The 18,144-nt window shown below is 63.0% G+C and carries 16 protein-coding genes; 2 read left to right on the plus strand and 14 right to left on the minus strand.

Annotated elements, in window-relative coordinates; translation table 11 throughout:
* Positions 1-27: 27 nt before the first annotated feature.
* The 8 genes from phnY to ACMFWR_RS02435 form a co-directional block, all read right to left on the minus strand.
* Positions 28-1,479, minus strand: coding sequence for a phosphonoacetaldehyde dehydrogenase (phnY, locus tag ACMFWR_RS02400; protein ID WP_413194745.1), 1,452 nt, complete (start codon positions 1,477-1,479; stop codon positions 28-30).
* Positions 1,479-2,738, minus strand: coding sequence for a phosphonoacetate hydrolase (gene phnA, locus ACMFWR_RS02405; RefSeq protein WP_413193452.1), 1,260 nt, complete (start codon positions 2,736-2,738; stop codon positions 1,479-1,481). The genes phnY and phnA overlap by 1 nt, the downstream gene beginning before the upstream one ends.
* Before the next feature lie 31 nt (positions 2,739-2,769).
* The gene (locus ACMFWR_RS02410; protein ID WP_413193453.1) at positions 2,770-3,477 is read right to left on the minus strand and encodes an FCD domain-containing protein; all 708 of its coding nucleotides are present in this window, start codon (positions 3,475-3,477) and stop codon (positions 2,770-2,772) included.
* A 160-nt stretch (positions 3,478-3,637) separates the two neighbouring features.
* Complete coding sequence (phnV, locus tag ACMFWR_RS02415; protein ID WP_413193454.1) at positions 3,638-4,489, minus strand: 2-aminoethylphosphonate ABC transport system, membrane component PhnV; 852 nt, start codon at positions 4,487-4,489, stop codon at positions 3,638-3,640.
* A complete protein-coding gene (locus ACMFWR_RS02420; RefSeq protein WP_413193455.1) occupies positions 4,467-5,456 on the minus strand; it encodes a 2-aminoethylphosphonate ABC transporter permease subunit in 990 nt (329 codons plus the stop codon). The genes phnV and ACMFWR_RS02420 overlap by 23 nt, the downstream gene beginning before the upstream one ends.
* The gene (locus tag ACMFWR_RS02425; RefSeq protein WP_413193456.1) at positions 5,434-6,540 is read right to left on the minus strand and encodes an ATP-binding cassette domain-containing protein; all 1,107 of its coding nucleotides are present in this window, start codon (positions 6,538-6,540) and stop codon (positions 5,434-5,436) included. Before ACMFWR_RS02425 ends, ACMFWR_RS02420 begins: the two co-directional genes overlap by 23 nt.
* Positions 6,541-6,761: 221 nt before the next feature.
* The gene (gene phnS, locus ACMFWR_RS02430) at positions 6,762-7,853 is read right to left on the minus strand and encodes a 2-aminoethylphosphonate ABC transporter substrate-binding protein (protein WP_413193457.1); all 1,092 of its coding nucleotides are present in this window, start codon (positions 7,851-7,853) and stop codon (positions 6,762-6,764) included.
* A gap of 578 nt (positions 7,854-8,431) precedes the next feature.
* Positions 8,432-9,187 carry a DeoR/GlpR family DNA-binding transcription regulator gene (locus tag ACMFWR_RS02435; RefSeq protein WP_413193458.1) on the minus strand — a complete coding sequence of 252 codons (756 nt, stop codon included), beginning with the start codon at positions 9,185-9,187 and terminating at the stop codon, positions 8,432-8,434.
* Between the two features lie 98 nt (positions 9,188-9,285).
* Between ACMFWR_RS02435 and ACMFWR_RS02440 the strand changes: the two genes are divergently transcribed.
* Positions 9,286-10,458 (plus strand): TIGR03364 family FAD-dependent oxidoreductase, encoded by a 1,173-nt coding sequence (locus ACMFWR_RS02440; protein WP_413193459.1) that lies wholly within the window; start codon positions 9,286-9,288, stop codon positions 10,456-10,458.
* A 478-nt stretch (positions 10,459-10,936) separates the two neighbouring features.
* Here the strand turns inward: ACMFWR_RS02440 and ACMFWR_RS02445 are convergent, their stop codons facing one another.
* Complete coding sequence (locus ACMFWR_RS02445; protein WP_413193460.1) at positions 10,937-11,434, minus strand: hypothetical protein; 498 nt, start codon at positions 11,432-11,434, stop codon at positions 10,937-10,939.
* Between the two features lie 390 nt (positions 11,435-11,824).
* On the opposite strand from ACMFWR_RS02445, the gene ACMFWR_RS02450 reads away from it, so the two are divergent.
* Complete coding sequence (locus ACMFWR_RS02450) at positions 11,825-12,061, plus strand: hypothetical protein (protein ID WP_413193461.1); 237 nt, start codon at positions 11,825-11,827, stop codon at positions 12,059-12,061.
* Between the two features lie 21 nt (positions 12,062-12,082).
* On the opposite strand, the gene ACMFWR_RS02455 is transcribed toward ACMFWR_RS02450, so the two are convergent.
* The 5 genes from ACMFWR_RS02455 to ACMFWR_RS02475 all read right to left on the minus strand — a co-directional run bounded on the left by ACMFWR_RS02455 (position 12,083) and on the right by ACMFWR_RS02475 (position 18,097).
* Positions 12,083-12,598 carry a TlpA disulfide reductase family protein gene (locus ACMFWR_RS02455; RefSeq protein WP_413193462.1) on the minus strand — a complete coding sequence of 172 codons (516 nt, stop codon included), beginning with the start codon at positions 12,596-12,598 and terminating at the stop codon, positions 12,083-12,085.
* On the minus strand, positions 12,595-13,959 hold the full coding sequence (locus ACMFWR_RS02460; protein WP_413193463.1) for an exo-alpha-sialidase: 1,365 nt from the start codon (positions 13,957-13,959) through the stop codon (positions 12,595-12,597). Before ACMFWR_RS02460 ends, ACMFWR_RS02455 begins: the two co-directional genes overlap by 4 nt.
* A 15-nt stretch (positions 13,960-13,974) precedes the next feature.
* The gene (locus ACMFWR_RS02465) at positions 13,975-16,248 is read right to left on the minus strand and encodes a TonB-dependent receptor (RefSeq protein ID WP_413193464.1); all 2,274 of its coding nucleotides are present in this window, start codon (positions 16,246-16,248) and stop codon (positions 13,975-13,977) included.
* A gap of 224 nt (positions 16,249-16,472) precedes the next feature.
* On the minus strand, positions 16,473-16,838 hold the full coding sequence (locus ACMFWR_RS02470; protein WP_413193465.1) for a DUF2946 domain-containing protein: 366 nt from the start codon (positions 16,836-16,838) through the stop codon (positions 16,473-16,475).
* A 74-nt stretch (positions 16,839-16,912) separates the two neighbouring features.
* Positions 16,913-18,097, minus strand: a complete 1,185-nt coding sequence (locus ACMFWR_RS02475; protein ID WP_413193466.1) for a low temperature requirement protein A — start codon at positions 18,095-18,097, stop codon at positions 16,913-16,915.
* Positions 18,098-18,144: the final 47 nt, after the last annotated feature.

An 18,144-nucleotide genomic window follows, 5' to 3' on the forward strand; every position in this document is an offset into this window, starting at 1 on the left:
TTTCCCAAAGTGCCTGGTTGGATGCGGTTAACCCCAGGGCAAGGAAAACGTCTTCAGGTTGGTAAAACTCTTCATCGCTTCCTGCACGCCTTCCTTGTACCCGAGCCCGGAATCCTTGATACCACCAAATGGTGACAATTCAATTCGATAGCCCGGGACTTCCCAAACATTGACGCTGCCGACCTGGAGTTCATCGACAAAACGACGGATCAGGTCGAGCCGATCCGTGCACAGCCCCGACGACAAACCGTAAGCGGTGCCGTTGCTGATCCGGATGGCATCGTCGACCGTATCGAAAGTCATGATCGGCGAGACGGGCCCGAAGGTCTCTTCGCGGACGACGGTCATCGCGGGATCGACCCGGTCCAACACTGTCGGAGCATAAAGCGAGCCGTCCCGGCGATTGCCTGCGAGCAGCCGCGCACCTTGCGCGATGGCTTCGTTCACGCGCGTCTCGAACAGCATGGCGGCGTGCGCGTCGATCACCGTGCCCATTTCGTTGTTTTCATCGAACGGATCGCCGTAGGCCCAGCGCTCGGTCAGGGCCACCACGCGCTCGGTGAAGGCCGGCGCAATCGAGCGTTGAACCAGCATCCGCTTGACCGCCGTGCAGCGCTGGCCCGAGTTGCGATACGAACCCTGAACCGCGAGCGACGCGGCGCGGTCCAGATCCGCGTCTTCGAGCACGATCAGCGGATCGTTGCCGCCGAGTTCGAGCACGACGCGCCGATAGCCGGCACGCGCCGCAATCGATTTGCCGATCGCAACGCCGCCCGTAAAGGTCACCAGTTGCACCCGGGGGTGCGTGACGAGTTCGTCGGCGATTTCGGCAGGGTCACCTGTCACCACCTGAAGCATTGGCTCGGGCAAGCCGGCTTCGTAGAGCAATTCGGCCAGGTAGTACGCGGAAAGCGGCACCTTTTCCGATGGTTTGAGAACGACCCGATTGTTGGTCGCGATGGCCGGGGCGACCTTGTGCGCGACCTGGTTCATCGGGTGATTGAACGGCGTGATCGCGACGATCACGCCGTCAAGCGGCTCGCACTGTGTGAACACGCGGCGCGCCTTGCCGTGCGGGGTCAGGTCGCACGAAAACGTCTGGCCGTCATCGCGCAGCGCCTCTTTGGCGGCGAACTGAAAGACATCCGCGACACGACCGATCTCGTAGCGCGAGTCCTTCTTGGACAGACCCGACTCGCGCGTGATGAGGTCGGAAGCCTCTTCGGTGCGATCACGCAGCAAGGCTGCGGCGCGCTCGAGGATCTGCGCGCGCTCGAAGCGCGTGAGATGCGCGCGATAAGCGTAGGCGGTTTCGATCGCGCGGCGCACGTCGTCGACGCTCGCCATCGGCACGGTACCCACGCGCTGCCCTGAAAACGGATCGAGAACGTCGAGCGTGCGCGAGCGTTGCTCGCGCCGGCCGCCGATCAGCATCGATGCCGCGCGAAATGCGGCGTGTTCGTGCATTACCGTAGCCATCATGCAGTCACCAGGTGATTGAGCGCGATATCGATGACATCGAAATTGCGCAGTCGCGCGCGGTCCGCGGAAAGGGCCGCGACGCGATTGAACAGCAGCGGAACGGTCTGCTCGGATACGCCGCCATGCGAGCGCAGCGGCACCGTCAGTCCGGACAGGTCGTGCTCGGCCTCACGCGTTCCGAGCACGACATGCGTATCGGACACCACGACGAGGTCGCCGATGCGATCGGCGGGCAGCTCGAAGCGTTGCGCGGCAGCGGCGTTATCGAGCACGAGCGGCACACCGGGCAGCGCGGCGATACGGGATGCGACCGCCCGGGCATCGACGCCTTCGCCGACATAGACGGTCGCGAACGAACCCAGCGCGCCGTGATGCACGACGTAGGGGTCGGTGATCGGCAAGATCACGCGCGTTGCATCGCGGCCGAACCCGGCGTCGAGGACGTCCTGCAGATACACGACGTTAGGCTGACCCGAAGCAGGATCGTGTTTGGCGTTCATGCCGTGATCGGCGGTCAGCCCGATATGCGCGCCGAGTGCATCGAGGCGGGCAAGATAGCGATCCATCATCGCGTAGAAGGCATTGGCGCCGTCGCTACCGGGCGCGCATTTGTGCTGCACGTAGTCGGTCGTCGACAGATACATCAGGTCGATCGGTCGCGTCTCGAGCAGACGGACACCCGCGGCGAACACGAACTCGGACAGCTCGGCGCTGTAGACGTCCGGGACGGGCATGCCGACGAGATCAAGAACCTGATCGATGCCGTTCTCGGCGAGCGTCGCCTTGTCGGCTTTTTCAGCCGAGAAGCAGATGCCTTCGAGCTGCCAGCCGAGCAGCCGACGGAGCTTGTCCTTGGCCGTGACGACGGCAACCTTGGCGCCGGCCTGCGCGGCTGCGGCGAGGATGGTGCCTGCGCGCAGATACGCGGGGTCGTTCATCATGACTTCGGCGCCCTTGCCGTCGTTCGCGGCCGGGTCCCAGAAGTAGTTGCCGCAGATGCCGTGGATCGACGGCGGCACGCCGCACACGATCGACAGATTGTTCGGGTTCGTAAACGACGGGATCACGCAGTCGCCCTTGAGCGCGGTGCCGCTTGCCAGCATCTTGCCGATAAACGGTGCAACGCCTGCTGCGACCGCTGCTTCAAGGTAGTCATACTCGCAGCCGTCGACACACACGATGACGGTGGGCGTGACGGGCATCCGGTAGGAACGGCCGTTCACGGCGATTTCGGAAGTGGGGTGGCGTGCGGTCATGCTCGAGTCCTCATGTGCTGCGATGCGGTGTTCAGTTAAAGCTCTGTGCAGGGTGCGCCTGCGTGACGATATGGCGATGCATGATCTGCGCCGCTGCGTCGGCGTCGCGCGACGCGAGCGCCGTCACGAGCGCGCGATGTTCGGCAAGCACGCCGCGCATCGCATCGACCGGGGCCTCGTCCGTCCCCGCCCGCGTCGACAAATGAAGCTGATCGATCATGTCGCGATAGATCCCGTGAAGCTTGCGATTCCCGGCCGACGCGACGATAAGGTCGTGGAATGCGCGATTGAGCTGCGCGTATCGCTCCCGATCGTCGAGCGTCAGCGCATCCGACATTGCATCAACAAGCCGATGCAGCTCCGCGGCGTTCCCCGCGTCGAGCCTTTCGGCCAGCAGCCGGCATGCGTGGCTTTCGAGCAGCGCGCGCACGGCGCGAAGTTCGTCGGCCTCGTGCTCCGACACCGTCCGTACAAAGACGCCCCGGTTGCGATACATCTCGAGGAGGCCCGCTTGCTCGAGTGCGCGGAACGCTTCGCGCACCGGGGCCCGCGATACGCCGAGGCGGTTTGCCCACTCGACCTCGACCAGCTTGGCACCCGGCGTCAGTTCTCCTGACTGGATCGCGTCGAGCAGGGCGTCACGCACGCGCGTGTTCAGTGCCTGATCGCCGCCAGCCCCGTCGTGCTTCGGGTGGCCGTCGTTCGTCGCGTTCAGCGTCGACTCAGCGTTGTTGTTCATTTCGCCTCATTATGCAACATAAAAGCACGAATTGCCACATTTAAGGCCGAGCGGCACGGATCACGTGCGGCGCACGGATGGCTGATTGCCCGGTGGAAAGGGCGCGTCGGCGAGGCAGGCCTGATGCGGCGTCAGCCCCGGCGCGCGCCGTTGTTGGATCTCAGGCGCCGCGTCGGCGCGGCATCTTCACGGCGATCAGCGAGAGCGCCGCGAGCGAGGCGATCAGCATGATCAGCGACAACGCCGAGGCGGGTAGGTAATAGCCGCGCTCAACCTGCCCGACCACCACGATTGGCACGGTCGCGAAACCCGGCGGATAGACGGTGAGCGTCGCGCCCAGTTCGCCGAGCGACAGCGCGAAGCCCAGTGCGAGGCTTGCGCGCAGCGCCGGAACGAGCTGCGGCAGGACCACCGAGCGCAGCACCATCGAAGGGGGGGCGCCGAGGCTCGCCGCGGCTTCGCGGAGCACCGTCAGTTCCGGCCGCAGCGCCGCGGCCGCGCACCGATAGCAGAACGGCAACACCAGCGCGAGCTGAACCAGAATCACGATGGCCGACGAACTCGACAGGTCGACCGGTCGCTTGTGATACGCAATCAGCACGGCGAGGCCGAGCACGACACTCGGCACGCCGTTCGGCAGCATGGCGACGGTGTCCACGAGTGCACCCAGACCCTTGCGGTCGCGGCCTTCGAGCGCGAGCGCGAGCCACACGCCGAGCGCCGTGCCGAGTGCGGCGACGGTAAATCCGATCACGATGCTCATCGTCAGCGCGTCGAGGTCGCTGCCGCCAAGGCGTTCAAACCATCGCAGGCTGAAGCCCGTGGGGAAGATCGTCCCCGACCAGTGCGCCGCGACGCTGGACAGCGCAACGACGATCACCGGCAGCACGAACAGCCAGAAACAGATTAGTGCGGCCACGGTGACGCCGATTGCCGACAGTGTCTTGCGCAGAAGATGCCGCCTCGGCGCCACGAGCGGCAAGGAGACGCTAGCGGGTTGTGCGTTGGACATGGCGTTGGTTGACCTGGCGATAAAGCATGTAAAGAGACAGCGAGAGCACGAGCATCAGCACCGCGCCTGCAGCGGCTGCATTGAGATCGAGGTCGACCGTCGCGGCGCTGAAAATCGCGACGGGCAGCGTGACGAGCCTGGCGCTGCCCAACACGAGCAGGATCCCGAACTCATTGAGCGTGAGCAGGAAGCAGAGGATCGTGCCGGCCGCAATGCCGGGCCATGCCAGCGGCAAGACGACGCGCATCGCCACCATCCAGCCATTCGCGCCGAGGCTGCGCGCGGCTTCGATGATGCGCATATCGAGCAGCGCGAACGACGCGAGTGTCGGGCGCACGACGAACGGTGCAAAGAACACGACTTCGGCGAGCACGACACCCCAGGTTCCGAACAGGAAATCGAGCGGTGGACTGTCGAGGTGCAGCCATTGTTGAAGCGCGATGCTGACCGAGCCCTGCGTGCCGTACAGGAAGATCAGCGTGAACGCGACGAGGAACGACGGGAACGCGACGAACAGTTCAAGAAACCGCGTGAGGAGCTTCGCGCCGGCGAACGGTTTGAAGTGCAGCAACGCTGCAATCGCTACGCCGAGCAGCGACGCAAGTCCGGCGCTCGTGACGAGAATACCCAGCGTGGTGCGAATCACGCCCCCCGTATCGCTGTTGCCGAAGAAGCGCTGATACGGCGCAAAGCTCAGGCCGTGCTCGCCCGTGATGCTGAGTGTCAGCAGTCGAAACAGCGGATAGACGATCATCGGGCCCAGAACGACCACGAGCAGGAACAGCATCTGCCACCACGCCGCGCGCTCACGGCGCCGGCGCAGCACTGTCTGAAGGGGCACGTGCGGATTCAGCACATCCGGCGCAGCGGTACCGACCTGCGCAGCGACGCCGCCTGCACCTGCGCCGGCGACGTCTGCGGACGCGGCGTTCAGCGCGCGGGACTCAGGGACGGACGAGTACGACATCGTCGACCTCATAGCGAAGCGAAATACGATCGCCGCGAGCCGGCTGGCGACCGGAGCCGTGCTGCATCGAAACCAGCACGGGCAGGCCCGGCAGCGCGTCGAGTTCGACGGCGACCGACAACGTGGCGCCATACCAGTCGACCGCGTTGATGACGCCGTGTAACGGACCGGCACCGAGCGTGTCGATCTTCAATTGCTCGGGGCGCAGGCATGCAAGCTTTTCACGTTCGGCGTGACGCGGATCGCCGATCGGGAAGACGAGCGACGGTGCGAGCAGATTGGCCGCGCCGAGGTAGCGCGCCACGAATCCGTCCGCCGGGTTTTCATACAGTTCCTGCGGGGTGCCGAGCTGCGCGATGCGGCCGTCACGCATCAGGAGCGTGCGGTCCGACAGCACGAGTGCGTCGTCCTGATCGTGGGTGACGCAGACGATCGTCAGATCGGGCAGCCGTTCGTGCAGCGACTTGAGCTCCGAGCGCACCGACGCGCGCAGATTGGCGTCGAGCGCGGACAGCGGCTCATCGAGCAACAGCACATCGGGCTCGATGACGAGCGCACGCGCGAGCGCGACGCGCTGCTGCATGCCGCCCGACAACTGGGCGGGCATCAGGTGGCCGGCGTCACCGAGTTGCACGAGCTTGAGTGCATCGGCGACCCGCCGCGCGATTTCGCCGCTTTTGATGCGACGTGCGCGCAGGCCGAATGCGACGTTGTCGAAGACGGAAAGGTGAGGAAACAGCGCATAACTCTGGAACAGGAGGCCGAGGTTGCGCTGGTGAGGCGGAGCGTCAGTCAGGTCACGGCCCGCCACGGTCAGGCGACCGGTGACGTGATCGGCTTCGACGAAGCCGGCGATAAAGCGCAGCAACGTGGTCTTGCCGCAACCGCTGCGGCCGAGCACCGTCAGCAACTCACCGCGTTGAAGGGTCAGCGACAGATCGTCGAGCACGGCGCGTTCGCCGAATCGCACGGTCAATCGATCGATCTGCACACCGGCCTCACCGGCGGCGACGTGTGCGCCGTCGAGCGGAATTGTGGGTTCGGCGGCGGCGTCCAGAGCGGCAGAGCTGCTTGCGAAGTTCACCGGTTCGTCTCCTGCATGTGAAATCGGACTACGTATTGATACGGGCTGCATGCGGCGGCACAGCGCGGTGAACGCGGGTCGGCCGCTTTGGCCGGGGATGCGTCACGCTTGCGTCGCGCTCGCACGGAGACGGGGTCGTGCGTCCGTCTCCGCGCGGGTTAACTGCTTCGAGCACAAGGGCACGGATCACGCCAATGCGCGATCGTGCCCCGGCAACTGCCTTACTGCTTCGGCTTGACGACTTCGAGCTGCTTGCCCGAATCGGCGATCACCGTGCTCTTCCAGCGCGTGACCCAGTCAGCCTTCTTCGACATCACGGCGTTCCAGTCGACGGGGATCAGGTTGACGCCCGTGATCGCCTGCTTGACCGCCTCGCCGTTCTTGCCCGTCAGCGGCACGTCGGTGCGAGCGGGGATGCCATAGATATCCGGCACCTTCGACTGCACGTCGGTCGACATCAGGTAGTCGATCAGCTTCTGACCTTCGCTGGCGTTCGGCGCACCCTTGATCAGGCCGATCGCGTAGGGCAGCTGGAACGTCGTCGGCTTGTCGCCGGGCTTGACCGAGAGGAACACCGGCTTGAGCGACAGACCGCCATTCGCGGCGTCGTCGAGATCCATCTGCAGGTCGCCGTTGGCCACCGACAGTTCGTCGCGCGACAGCAGCACGTCGAGGTAGCCCGTGCCCTTCGTGTGGAACTTGACGCTCTGCTCGAGCTTCTTCAGGTAGTCGAACGCCTTGTCTTCACCCATCAGCGAACTCGTCAGGATGATGACGGCCATGCCGTCGCCGGCCGTTGCCGGGTTCGAATAGGCGACTTTGCCTGCATACGCCGGATTCAGCAGATCGTCGAACGTCTTCGGATCCTGCTTGACCTTGTCCGGGTTGATCGCGAACGAGAAATAGTTGTTCACGAACGTCGCCCACGTGCCGTCGGTCGACTTCGAGATCGCCGGCACGTTCTTGTAGTTCACGCTCTGGTACGACTGCAGCAGACCGGTCTGCGCGGCTTGCTGGATGAACGGCGGCAGCGTGACGAGCACATCGGCCTTCGGCGAGTCCTTCTCGACCGTCGCGCGGTTCACGACTTCACCGCTGCCGGCCGTCACGATTGCGACCTTCACGCCCTCTTTCTTTTCGAAAGCGGGCAGCACGTCTTTGTAGAGGTTTTCGAGGCCGTCGGCCGTGTAGAGCACCACTTCGCCAGCGGCGAAAGCCTGCGACGTCACGCCGAACGTGGCGAGGACAGCAGCGGCGGACATCAGGGTGCGGGCGATCAGGCGGGATGCGCGCGGTTCAGTGATCTTCGTCATTGCTCAGTTTCTCCGTAGTGCGGACTTCCAGCGGTCGGCGGTGCCGACACACAGATCCGGTGAGCGGCCGTGTGGCGGCCGCGAGTCTTGTACGGGCGTTGCGGGATTGTCGACAAATTTAACTTCACTCCCGATGCCCGTGTCCTGCCCGGCATCAGTGCCGGTGTCTCGGATGCGAGACAGAATCAGACAGCCGCCAGCTTCACCGCTTCGTGTGACGTAGCGATGACGACGCAAAAAATTTCCAACAACTGACACATTTTGCCACTAAACTACACAGGCGTTGAACGAGCAAGTGTTCAAAAAAGTACCTCCGAACCGGAAGACAGGGCGTGTTGAACCGCCCGGCAAGGCGTGTTTGTCGAGTGTGGCTCGCCGAAATTCCACGGTGTGGCGAGGACGTATGAAGGGGGCGGAAGGTGAGCGCGACGCCTGTCGACGCGTCGAGCGAGTGAACGCGCGATCGTCGATGCGGTTACGCGCTGCGGATGAGGGGCTCAAAGCAGGCGCTGAGCGCCGGGAGAGACACCTCGCTCCGCGGCGACCAGTGATCGTTGATCGGTGATCGAGGCGTTGGGTCAGGCGATCAGCAGTTCCGGTCCGAGCGCGGCGAGCGCTTTGCGCAACGCCTTGTCGGGGGCAAGTTCGGTGACGAGATATCGCGCGGTTTCGAAGTTGGCGACGCGCACGGGTGTCACGTGACCAAACTTGGAGTGATCGGCGACCACGATGGCCGTTTGCGCGGCCACGAGCATGCAGGCACGCACCTCGGCGGCCATGCGCGAATAGTCGGTCAGGTTGCCGTCGAGCGAGATGCCGCCGGCGCCGACCAGGGCGATATCGGCGCGGTACTGGCGCAGCTGATTGATGGTGTCGAGGCCGAAGGTCGCGTCCTCGTGGCCCGACAACTCGCCGCCGAGCAGCGTGACGCGATTGTCGTTGCGTCGCCCGAGCAGCAGCGCGATGCGCCAGTCGTTCGTGTAGATCGTCAGGCCGCGACGCTCGAGCAATTCGCGGGCTACCGCGAGCGTCGTACTGCCGGAGTCGATCACAAGCGAAGCGCCATCGGGGATCAGCTCGGACGTGCGTCGGCCGATCGCGCGTTTGGCCGCGGCATTCGACGCCTCGCGTGTATCGACGTCGGGTTCGTTTCGATCGACGGTGAGTGCGCCGCCATGGGTCGTGACGAGCAGGCCGCGTTCGGCGAGCGCGTTGAGGTCGCGACGGATGGTTTCGCGCGACACGTCGAGTTCGCGTACGAGGTCGGCGACCGATAAGGCGCCGTCACGGCCGAGTTGTTCGAGGATCCGTTGCTGTCTCTGTTTCGCAAGCATGTGCGCGGCGGGCTGGGGGCGGTTGGGTGACGAACGCCGCCATTTTATACGGCACGCAGGCCGCGCAGGCGTGTGGTGATTTTGCAAGGAGCATCAGATTGAATGCAGTCAAGCGTGTCGGCGAGACCGACGTGGCCATCGTGGGGGCGGGCATCCTCGGTTTGTCGCATGCCTATGCCGCCGCTTCGCGCGGCTTGCGCGTCACCGTATTCGAACGAACCGGCACACCGACCGGCGCGTCGATCCGCAATTTCGGCCAGGTGCTGGTGACCGGCCAGCCGCCGGGCGAAATGCTGACGCTCGCGAAGACATCGCGCGGCATCTGGAAGCACTGGGCAGAGCATGCAGGGTTCTTCGCACGAGAAGCCGGGTGTCTGCTGTTTGCGCGAACCGATGCCGAGGTCGCTGTCATCGACGAGTTCGTTGCGACGCGCGCGAGCCAGCAAGGCTACGACGTCGAGCGGCTCGATCAGTCCCAGGTTGCCGCGCTCTACGACGGCCGGTTTGCGCATCACAAGGCCGCCTTGCACGGTCGGGAAGACATGCAGGTGTTCTCGCGCGAGGCCCTGCCCGCGATCATCGAGTACCTGCGCACCCATCTCGGTGTCGAGTTTGTGTTCGACACGCTAGTCAAGAACGTCGCTGACGGTTATCTCGAAACGACCACCGGTGAATGGCATGCCGCGCATATCGTCGTGTGCTCGGGGCACGACTACCTGACCTTGCTGTCGGATGCGCTGGCTCCGCTGGGGCCACGCGTGTGCCGACTCCAGATGCTGCGTGTGAAGCCGACGCGCGACATCGCCGTGCGTCATGCGTTGCTGACCGGCCTGAGTTGCCTGCACTACGGCGCGTTCTCTGACCTGTCGTCCGCACAGGCATTGCACGAGGAGGTGCTCGCGACCGATCCCGCCCTCCTCGATGAAGGCATCCATTTGCTCGCGAGTCCGGCCCCCGATGGAAGTGTGATCATCGGTGATTCACATGACTACAACCCCGACCCGATGCCATTCAACGAGGAGCAGGTTGACCAGCATTTGCTCAGACTGGCCGAGCGACTCTTCGACGAACCCTTGCAGATCATGCAGCGCTGGCAAGGTGTCTATGGATCGCGTGCGGCGAATGTGAATCGCCCATTCAGCGTGCTCAAAGCGTCGCGCGGGGTGACGGGCGTCTGGATGCATACCGGCGTCGGCATGAGTGTCGGACCCGGTATTGGCGAATCCGTGATCGCGGAGATCGTCGAAGGGAGGATGCGCAGCGCCGCGTAAGGCGCAAGGTGTTCAGCGTGCTGCGCGCGCAGATCAGCGCGCGGCCGCCTTGAGAGAAGCCGCTATTTGAAACATCAGACTCGGGAGCGCGGGCTGCGTTGTCGGCGTCCGTACATCGATCAAGGCCCGTATCCGTAAATATGCGTCGCGACCAGCACCGCGATGTAGCCGCCTGAGCCGCAGAAGGCAATCGTTGCGGTTACCCAGATGATTAACATGCGGGTGTGCTCCCAACCCCACGGCGGACAGGGGTCTTCCTGCCTCTCTGCTGTTTCAGTGTTCATCGTTTTGCTCTCCCGAAGCCCGTCTGGTCCATCCGAATATCTGCAGTGACTACCTTGGCGCTGAGATGACCATCATGTAGAAGCTGAAAAAGAAGAACGGGAGCACGGAGAGAAAGTACACGCCAAAGAATCGATCGAACTCCCTGCTGGTCCAGTTCCTGATGCCACGAATAGGTTGCGATTTCATTGAGTCCTCAACGAGTCATTTGATCGTGCGTGTAGATCATTGTTGCAGCGGCGAGCATCGCGACAAACACTGAAACGGCCAGACTGAGCCGGTGCCTCGTGTAGGGCCGCACGGTTTCGGAACAAGCCACCGCGGTAAACGTACCGACTGCCGAAATAAAGAACCCGGCAACGATGCACCAACCCATCCACGAAGTACTCCGTGGTGCCTCCGACAAGCGCTGCCAACCGTCAAAAATAGCACTTGCACTCCACGCGATGGCCAGCCAGCTCAGCTGACCGAATCGGATCGTGTCCAGTACGATCGTCGCGAGATGACGATGGGATACGGCTTTAAACATAACCAGCAGGCAAGAGCCCAGCGTAGGCAGGACGAGCGGGTAGACGACGTTGACGCCTATCCACGCTGCATGAGTTCGGACCAGGCCTACCGCGTAGAGGAAAAGCGCTTCCATCTCGACCTCGCAGGCAAAACGTTCTCGCGGCTGAACTTCGAATACTTCCATTTGGAATGACGCAGTTGCTGTTGCAGCAGGCAAAGTGTGTTCGTGTCCATCTCAACTCCGGATAGTCAGATGCGGGCACGTCGCGGCCCGGAAGCGTTGCGATCTTTTTGCGTCTGCAAAAGGACGACGGAAACGATTCTAGTCAGCGCGGCGCCCCGTGTGACGGGCCTCTGTTGGAATCCGGCTTGCCTGAATTGAGATGGCGCTTTGTCCTACAGAGCGCGCCGATGGTGCCCTACAAAAAAGCGCGAAAAGGCTGCCACGCCTACAATGTATGGATGGGCAATGAGAAGTCTGTCGGACGGACAGTGGATTGAATACGGCGGACGAGATGCGGTCGGGGCGAGGCGTTCCAGCATTGTTCAGCCGACTGTGATGTGGAGGTCAGGGATGAACTTAACCTTATTGAAGAACGCGACGAAGCGCATCGGTGCAATGACGGTGGCGACTGCCGCGTTGGCCATCGCGGGTTGTGCGACCAACGATCCGGTGTGGCAGCAGAATCAGCGGGATCTTGCCAACCTCGAGGCGTGCGGTTACACGCCGAAGGCGTGGGATCCGTACTATCCGACGGATCTTCAGGAGGCCCAGCGGAAATATGACGCCGGACAGTGCGGTGCCCGGTAGAGGCCGTGGCACCTGACTCACTCACTTTTGCGCGCGCGCCGCGTTTGCGTACCACCCTTCCAGCGTGGCCTCGCTGACCCGGCCACTGACGGCCTGCTGGCGAGCGCCGGCGACATAGAAGTAAGTCCTCGGCAGCTCGCCGTGCCATGCAGGATCGAATGTGCCGCGAATCCGTTCTGGAATCGCGTCTGCGAAGATCCAGTTGTCATAGCGATCGACGCCGTACGATTTGAGCGCGGCCTCCACCGGCTCGGTGTCGTCGACGTTGTCGGTCGACACGATCTCGAGCCGCACATCGCGGTGCTTGCGCGCAAACGCATCGAGCACGGCCATATCTTCCTTGCAGTACATGCAGTCGAGCGACCAAAACGCGACCAGCACCGGCGCGTGGTCAGGGCTCGACGCGAGCGCGGGAAGCGTGTCGACGGTGAGCGGCTTAAGTGACCCTGCATGGGCGCCGTCGATACGCGCGCACATCGACAGCAACGCAACGAACACTACGCGCATCACGTGCGCGCCTCGACGTTCTCGCTTCATCGGGATGCCCCGGCTTGCAGCGATTTCGTGGGTTTCCGCGTCGACATCAGCCGATATCCCTCATCCTGGGTGAGCCACGATAGAAAGATCGTGCCGTCATGCGAAAGCAGCAGCGGAAAGTCGGACCCGCCCTTCGTCGAAGCGATCGTTTCGGGTGAGGACCAGTCCTTGCCATCGTCGTCGGATTCGAGAATGCGGATGCGGCTGGCGTTGTCGGCGAACTCTTTCCACACAATCACCACGTAGTGTCCGCTTGCTGCGACGTAGGGGTGCCCGGCTTGAGCCGCGTTGTCGCCGAAATGCATGGGCTTCGAGAACGAGCGGCCGCGATCGGCCGTGTTGCGGTAGTACAAGCCTTCGGTGCCCGGAGCACCCGTGTACCAGACCATGTGGTAGATCCCATTGTCCGAAATCGACAACGACGGTCCGTGATGCGGGCATGCCTCGATATGCCAGTTGTCCTGTGTCGCGCGAATGGCGGTCGCGTGACCGTCGAGTCGGGCAATCGCGTGCTCGCGAATGTTGTCGCCATAGATCTGACGCCAGAAGACGACGGGTGTGCCGTCGGTATCGACAGCGATGGCGACCCGGCAGCACTCGCAAGCGTTATCCATGACCTTGCTGTCGGCGATTGCGCGCGTCTCGTTCGAGCCGTAGCGCATGTAGTAGAGCGCCGCGCCGTCGTACGTTCCGCCGCTTGACGTCGCCTTGGCCTGGTCGCGTTTGTCGAGCCATGCTATCCAGAGCGAGCCGTCCGGTGCGACGATCGACGCGTCGAAGCGATGGCTGATCGGATCGAGATTGTCGTTGACCGTGACGGGTGCCGAAAACGTGCGGCCATTGTCGTGCGATTCGATGAGCCGGATATTGCCGGCCCAGGATGTGCCGATGACCTGGGTGTACGTGATGTACAGATGGCCGTCCTTCCCGGGCAGCACCTTCGGGCGATTGTCGCCATCGGCATAGAGCTTCTCGCTGACCTCGTTGACGCGTCGCTCGGTGCTCAGCGTGTTGCCGAGGTCGTCGGAGTATTGAAGCCAGAGAAAATTGTCGTGCGAGGTCAGTACCCAGAGCCGCCCGTTCGCATCGAATGCCGCGCTGGCGGTACCCGACACGCCGTGATGCGTGGAGCCGTGCATATCGCCCATACCGGACATACCGGGCATACCGGGCATACCGGATGTGCCAGATGTGGTGGACGTGCTGGACGTGCCGGCAGATTCAGCCGTTTCAGCATGCGTGGCGCTGGACCCATCGGACGTGCTGACCGCATGCGCATGTGCGGTCGCTGCAGGAAGGCCGATCATCATCGAGGCCGCGCAATACGCTGCGATCGCTTTCCATTTCAGGCGTGTGTTCATGACGTGTTTTCCCCTTTAAATGCCGATCTTCGCTTCGACGAAGAACGTGCGCCCCGGATACGGGTGATAGACGAAGTAGCGCTCGTCGAACAGGTTGTCGACGCCGACGGACAGCTCGCTGCGTTTGTTCGGATGGAACATGACCTTGAGATCCGCGACGGTGTAGTTGCTCGTGCCGCCGAACACATCGGGATTCGTGTCCGTGTTCGTCAGCGTGTTGTATTGGCGGCCGGAGTACCGCACCCCGGCCGATGCCGCGAGCTTTTCGGTGAAGTGATACGTGGTCTCGAGATTCACGCGCCAGAGCGGGATGCGATAAAAGTATTTGCCGACCGACGCCGGGTTCTGTGCGTTCTCAAGGATCTTCGACTGCGTATAGGCCACGTTGGCGATCAGGTCGAGTCCGCGAATCGCCACGTCCTCTCCTGAATACCCGAGCTCGACGCCGCGCGAACGTACGCGCCCGATATTCTGGAAGCTCGTGACATTCGGAATCACCGTCGTATCGGTCTGGCTGAAGATCGTGTTGCGCACATCGTCTTCGAACAGCGACAGTCGGAAGAGGCCGTTCCAGTGACTCCACTCGGCCGTGAGTTCCTTCGATTGATCGTTCTCGGGCTTCAGATTGGGGTTGTTGTTGATGATCGACGAACCGTTGATTTGCCCCTGGAAGAGTTCGCCGACCGTCGGGAACCGATATGCACGGCCCCACGACGCGCGCAGGATGAGATCGTCAGTCGCATCGAACGACAGCGAGACTTTCGGGGATGGATGGTGTTCGCTGGAATCCGGATAGGGCGCCGATGTCGCGCCCAGCGCCCGCGAGCCGTCATAGGCCTGCCACCATTCGTAACGGAGTCCGTACACGGCGTGCCAGCGCGGAGCGAATTGCCACGCGTCTTGCGCATAGACGGCTTGCGTCTGCGTCTTGCCCTTGAACGCGTTGGCAAAGCCCGATGGGCCGCCGTCCTGCCAGTTCGTCGTGTTGAACGTCTCGTTGTCGACGAAATAATTGTCGTAGTGATAGCCGAACGTGACGACGTGCGCGTCGAAGCCGAGCCCGGGGGAACGCGTTTCAGGCGTATAGCTCGCCTTGAGATCGAGCGTCTTCCAGCCCGTACCGTCGCCATACGTGATCGTGCCTGCATTACTACCCGGCACGCCCGAATTGGCGAGCCGTGCGACGCTGTTAGTCACGTCGTAGTACGACGCGATCGCTTCGCCGTTCCAGCCGAATGCGTTGTGCGTGCGCAGCGCCAGGCCGTAGAGCCAGTTCTCGTTCTGGCCGAGGCTCGGCGCAAGCGCCGACGCCGGCAGCGTGTAGTGATAGCCGTCGATATTGAGTGAACCCGCGTATACGGGATTGCCGTTCGCATCGCGCAGGAACGTCGACGTCTGGCTGTTGTAGGTCTGGTGCCAATAGCCGAGCGTGAAGTCGCCGTCGAGTGTGGGCGTGAACGCGTAGCGCAACTTCAACTTGAGTTCGTCCTGGATCGTGCGCTCGATGCCTTCGCCGTTGACGCCGAATACGGCCGTCGGCTTGTTGTTCTGATCGTTGTAGAACTGCGCGCCGGTCACCGGGGTGTCGCCCGGTTGCGCGGGCGTGGTCGACTTTGCGAGCGTGGCGAACTGGAGCGGCTGGCTTGTGTTTTCGAGGTGGTTGGCGCCGATGAAATACGAAAATTTTCCGATGCGGTCGCCGACTGTCGCGCTCGTCTGCGCGCCGCCAAAGTTGCGATTGATACCGAACAAATCGAAGTGTTGCGTGAACGCCTGCACATCCGCATCGGCCTCGAAATGATCGGGCATGCGTGTCGTGAGTTCGACGGTCGCGCCAATGGAATTGCCCGGATACAGCGCGGAATACGGGCCGTAAATCACATCGGCTCGCGCAATCTCTTCGGGAAACACGAGGGACCACCGCGGCGGGAACGAAAAACTGTTGCCAAGGAAGTTGCTGAGCAGCAGGCCATCCGCATAGACAACGCCGTGCGCGCTTTGCGAATTGCTGGTGCCTCGCACAGCAATGATCGAATTGAGATCGCCGACAAAGCGTTTTCGAACTGCGAGGCCGGGCATGTACTTGAGCACGTCTTCGGTATTGACGACGTTCCAGTTCTCGAATTGATCGCGCGTGACGGACTCGGTGCTCGCAGGAAGTTCGGGGTCGAGCGGCGACGCGGCCACAAGCTTGGGCGCCACCACGGTGACGGTCGGCAGCGCGACGGTGCCTTCCTCGGCGCGAGCACCGTTGCACGTCAGTGCGAGCGGGACACTTGCGATGAGCATGGCAATGGTCGAGCGGCGGGGTGGTCGTTCGGAGACCCTGCCGCTGCACTGCGTGCAGGTCAGGCGAGCGAATAAAGCCGAGGTGCGCTTCGCGTGGGCGCGTGCGTACACCTGCCGGCTTTGCGAGGCAAAGCGAGGCATGAGCGATTCCCTGTGTATCGAATGGGCGAACGGCTGTCACGCGCGAATACATCGCGCGTGACACGGGCGTCAGTCGGAAACGATCAGGAAGCCGCGGGTGGGTCGCGAGGGCGGCCCGATGGGAAGGTGGCGTTGGGTAGCGTACCGGCCGACAGCGCAACAGCGTGCGTATGTGCAACCCACGACGTGGTCGTGACGACGACCGGTGTGGCGGCAACGGCGGGATGATGCGCGAGCATATTGCAGTAGCCGCACGCATCCATGTGCCCGGCTACCGTCGAATGCCCCTGGGCCGACGATGAATCGACCGTACAGAGTGCGGCGAGCGCGTCGTTCGTTTGCTCGCTATGCACGAGGGCCTGGCTCATGACCGGCATGACGACAGCCAGCCACATGGCAATGATGCCAAGCCAGGCGGTGAGTCGTCGATGGGCGCGAGAGGTCTTCATAGGTCGTGTCTTAAGCGCGGCAAGAATAGCATGCGGACACGAACGTGTGCCGGGCAAGTTGCTTCTCGGAGTGCTTATCGAAGTGCTTCACTGCGCCGACGCGAAACGCTCTCCCATGCGGCGACGACAATCAGGATGACTGTCGTCAAGCCGTCGACCATCAGCACGTCCGTTTCGAATGCGAATGGAAACAGCACGAGTAACAGACCCAGGCCGATCCAGTGCGACAACGGAAACACGCCATAAATGATTCGCTTGTAAATCGCATTGCCGAATACATAGATCGCCGGCGCAACGACCAGTAGCAGAGCCGTCGCCGCGCGGATGCGTTCGTCGGGGTGTTCGATCACCAGATCGTCCCCTGCCGCGATGCCGATTACGCCGGCCACCAGCACGGCGTGCACGTAGTGAAAGTACGCGGCCATCTGCCCGGGCCGCTCGGCACGCGCAATCCGCTCCGAGCCTGCGCGGCTACCCGTGTCGAAATAGATCCACCAGAGCGCGACGGTGCCGAGAAAGCACACGAGAAACGCAATGATGCCCGGAGCGGTCCATCGCTCGGCGCTACTCAGCGTGCTGCCCGTCGATAGGAGCGACTCGCCGAGCACGATGATCACGAAGGCCTGGCAGCGTTCCGCTATATGTCCGCCCTCGGCGCTTTGCCAGTCGCTCGAGCGCGATCGCCCGAGCACGGGCAGTGCGAAGCCGAACATCGGCGACACGTATTCGCACGCCACGGCCGCAAGCCAGAACGCAAGACGGCCCGGACCGTCGACGCAGCCGCCCGCGATCCAGAGCACGCCCGAGATCGATAGCCACGTCGCGATGCGTTTGAAGTTCTGACTCAGATCGTGCCCGCTCCCGAGAAATGCGATGGCCACAAGACTGCGTCCGACCTGGATGACGACGTAGCAGATCGCAAACGTGAGCCCGCGTTCGCCGAACGCGAGGGGAAGGCTCGCCGACATGATCGTGCCGATCAGCATGATCACAAGGATCAGCACGCGAACCGGAAGGCGCTCCGGGTCGAACCAGTTGGTGACCCAGCACGTGTATTGCCAGCCCAGCCAGACTGCGAACCAGAGCACGATCGTTTGTACCGTGCCCACTGCCGAGAGATCGCCCGCAAGCTTGTGCGAGAGCTGCGTCACCGCGAACGCGTAGACGAGGTCGAAGAACAGCTCGATATTCGTGACGTGCGCTTCGTCACCGGTACGTTCGCGCAGATAGCGGGCCGGGCGACGTGCATGAGCGGGCATGGGCGGGGCTCCTTGACGGCGTGACAGCCACACCGTGTGGAGCGAGC

Source organism: Pararobbsia alpina (genome assembly GCF_965118125.1).
Lineage (GTDB): Bacteria > Pseudomonadota > Gammaproteobacteria > Burkholderiales > Burkholderiaceae > Pararobbsia > Pararobbsia alpina_A.

Coding starts and splice junctions, on each gene's coding strand:
- phnY (WP_413194745.1), bottom strand. CDS start 1,479: ATGGCTACGGTAATGCACGAACACGCCGCATTTCGCGCGGCATCGATG.
- phnA (WP_413193452.1), bottom strand. CDS start 2,738: ATGACCGCACGCCACCCCACTTCCGAAATCGCCGTGAACGGCCGTTCC.
- ACMFWR_RS02410 (WP_413193453.1), bottom strand. CDS start 3,477: ATGAACAACAACGCTGAGTCGACGCTGAACGCGACGAACGACGGCCAC.
- phnV (WP_413193454.1), bottom strand. CDS start 4,489: ATGTCCAACGCACAACCCGCTAGCGTCTCCTTGCCGCTCGTGGCGCCG.
- ACMFWR_RS02420 (WP_413193455.1), bottom strand. CDS start 5,456: ATGTCGTACTCGTCCGTCCCTGAGTCCCGCGCGCTGAACGCCGCGTCC.
- phnS (WP_413193457.1), bottom strand. CDS start 7,853: ATGACGAAGATCACTGAACCGCGCGCATCCCGCCTGATCGCCCGCACC.
- ACMFWR_RS02435 (WP_413193458.1), bottom strand. CDS start 9,187: ATGCTTGCGAAACAGAGACAGCAACGGATCCTCGAACAACTCGGCCGT.
- ACMFWR_RS02445 (WP_413193460.1), bottom strand. CDS start 11,434: ATGGAAGTATTCGAAGTTCAGCCGCGAGAACGTTTTGCCTGCGAGGTC.
- ACMFWR_RS02450 (WP_413193461.1), top strand. CDS start 11,825: ATGAACTTAACCTTATTGAAGAACGCGACGAAGCGCATCGGTGCAATG.
- ACMFWR_RS02455 (WP_413193462.1), bottom strand. CDS start 12,598: ATGAAGCGAGAACGTCGAGGCGCGCACGTGATGCGCGTAGTGTTCGTT.
- ACMFWR_RS02460 (WP_413193463.1), bottom strand. CDS start 13,959: ATGAACACACGCCTGAAATGGAAAGCGATCGCAGCGTATTGCGCGGCC.
- ACMFWR_RS02465 (WP_413193464.1), bottom strand. CDS start 16,248: ATGCTCATCGCAAGTGTCCCGCTCGCACTGACGTGCAACGGTGCTCGC.
- ACMFWR_RS02470 (WP_413193465.1), bottom strand. CDS start 16,838: ATGAAGACCTCTCGCGCCCATCGACGACTCACCGCCTGGCTTGGCATC.
- ACMFWR_RS02475 (WP_413193466.1), bottom strand. CDS start 18,097: ATGCCCGCTCATGCACGTCGCCCGGCCCGCTATCTGCGCGAACGTACC.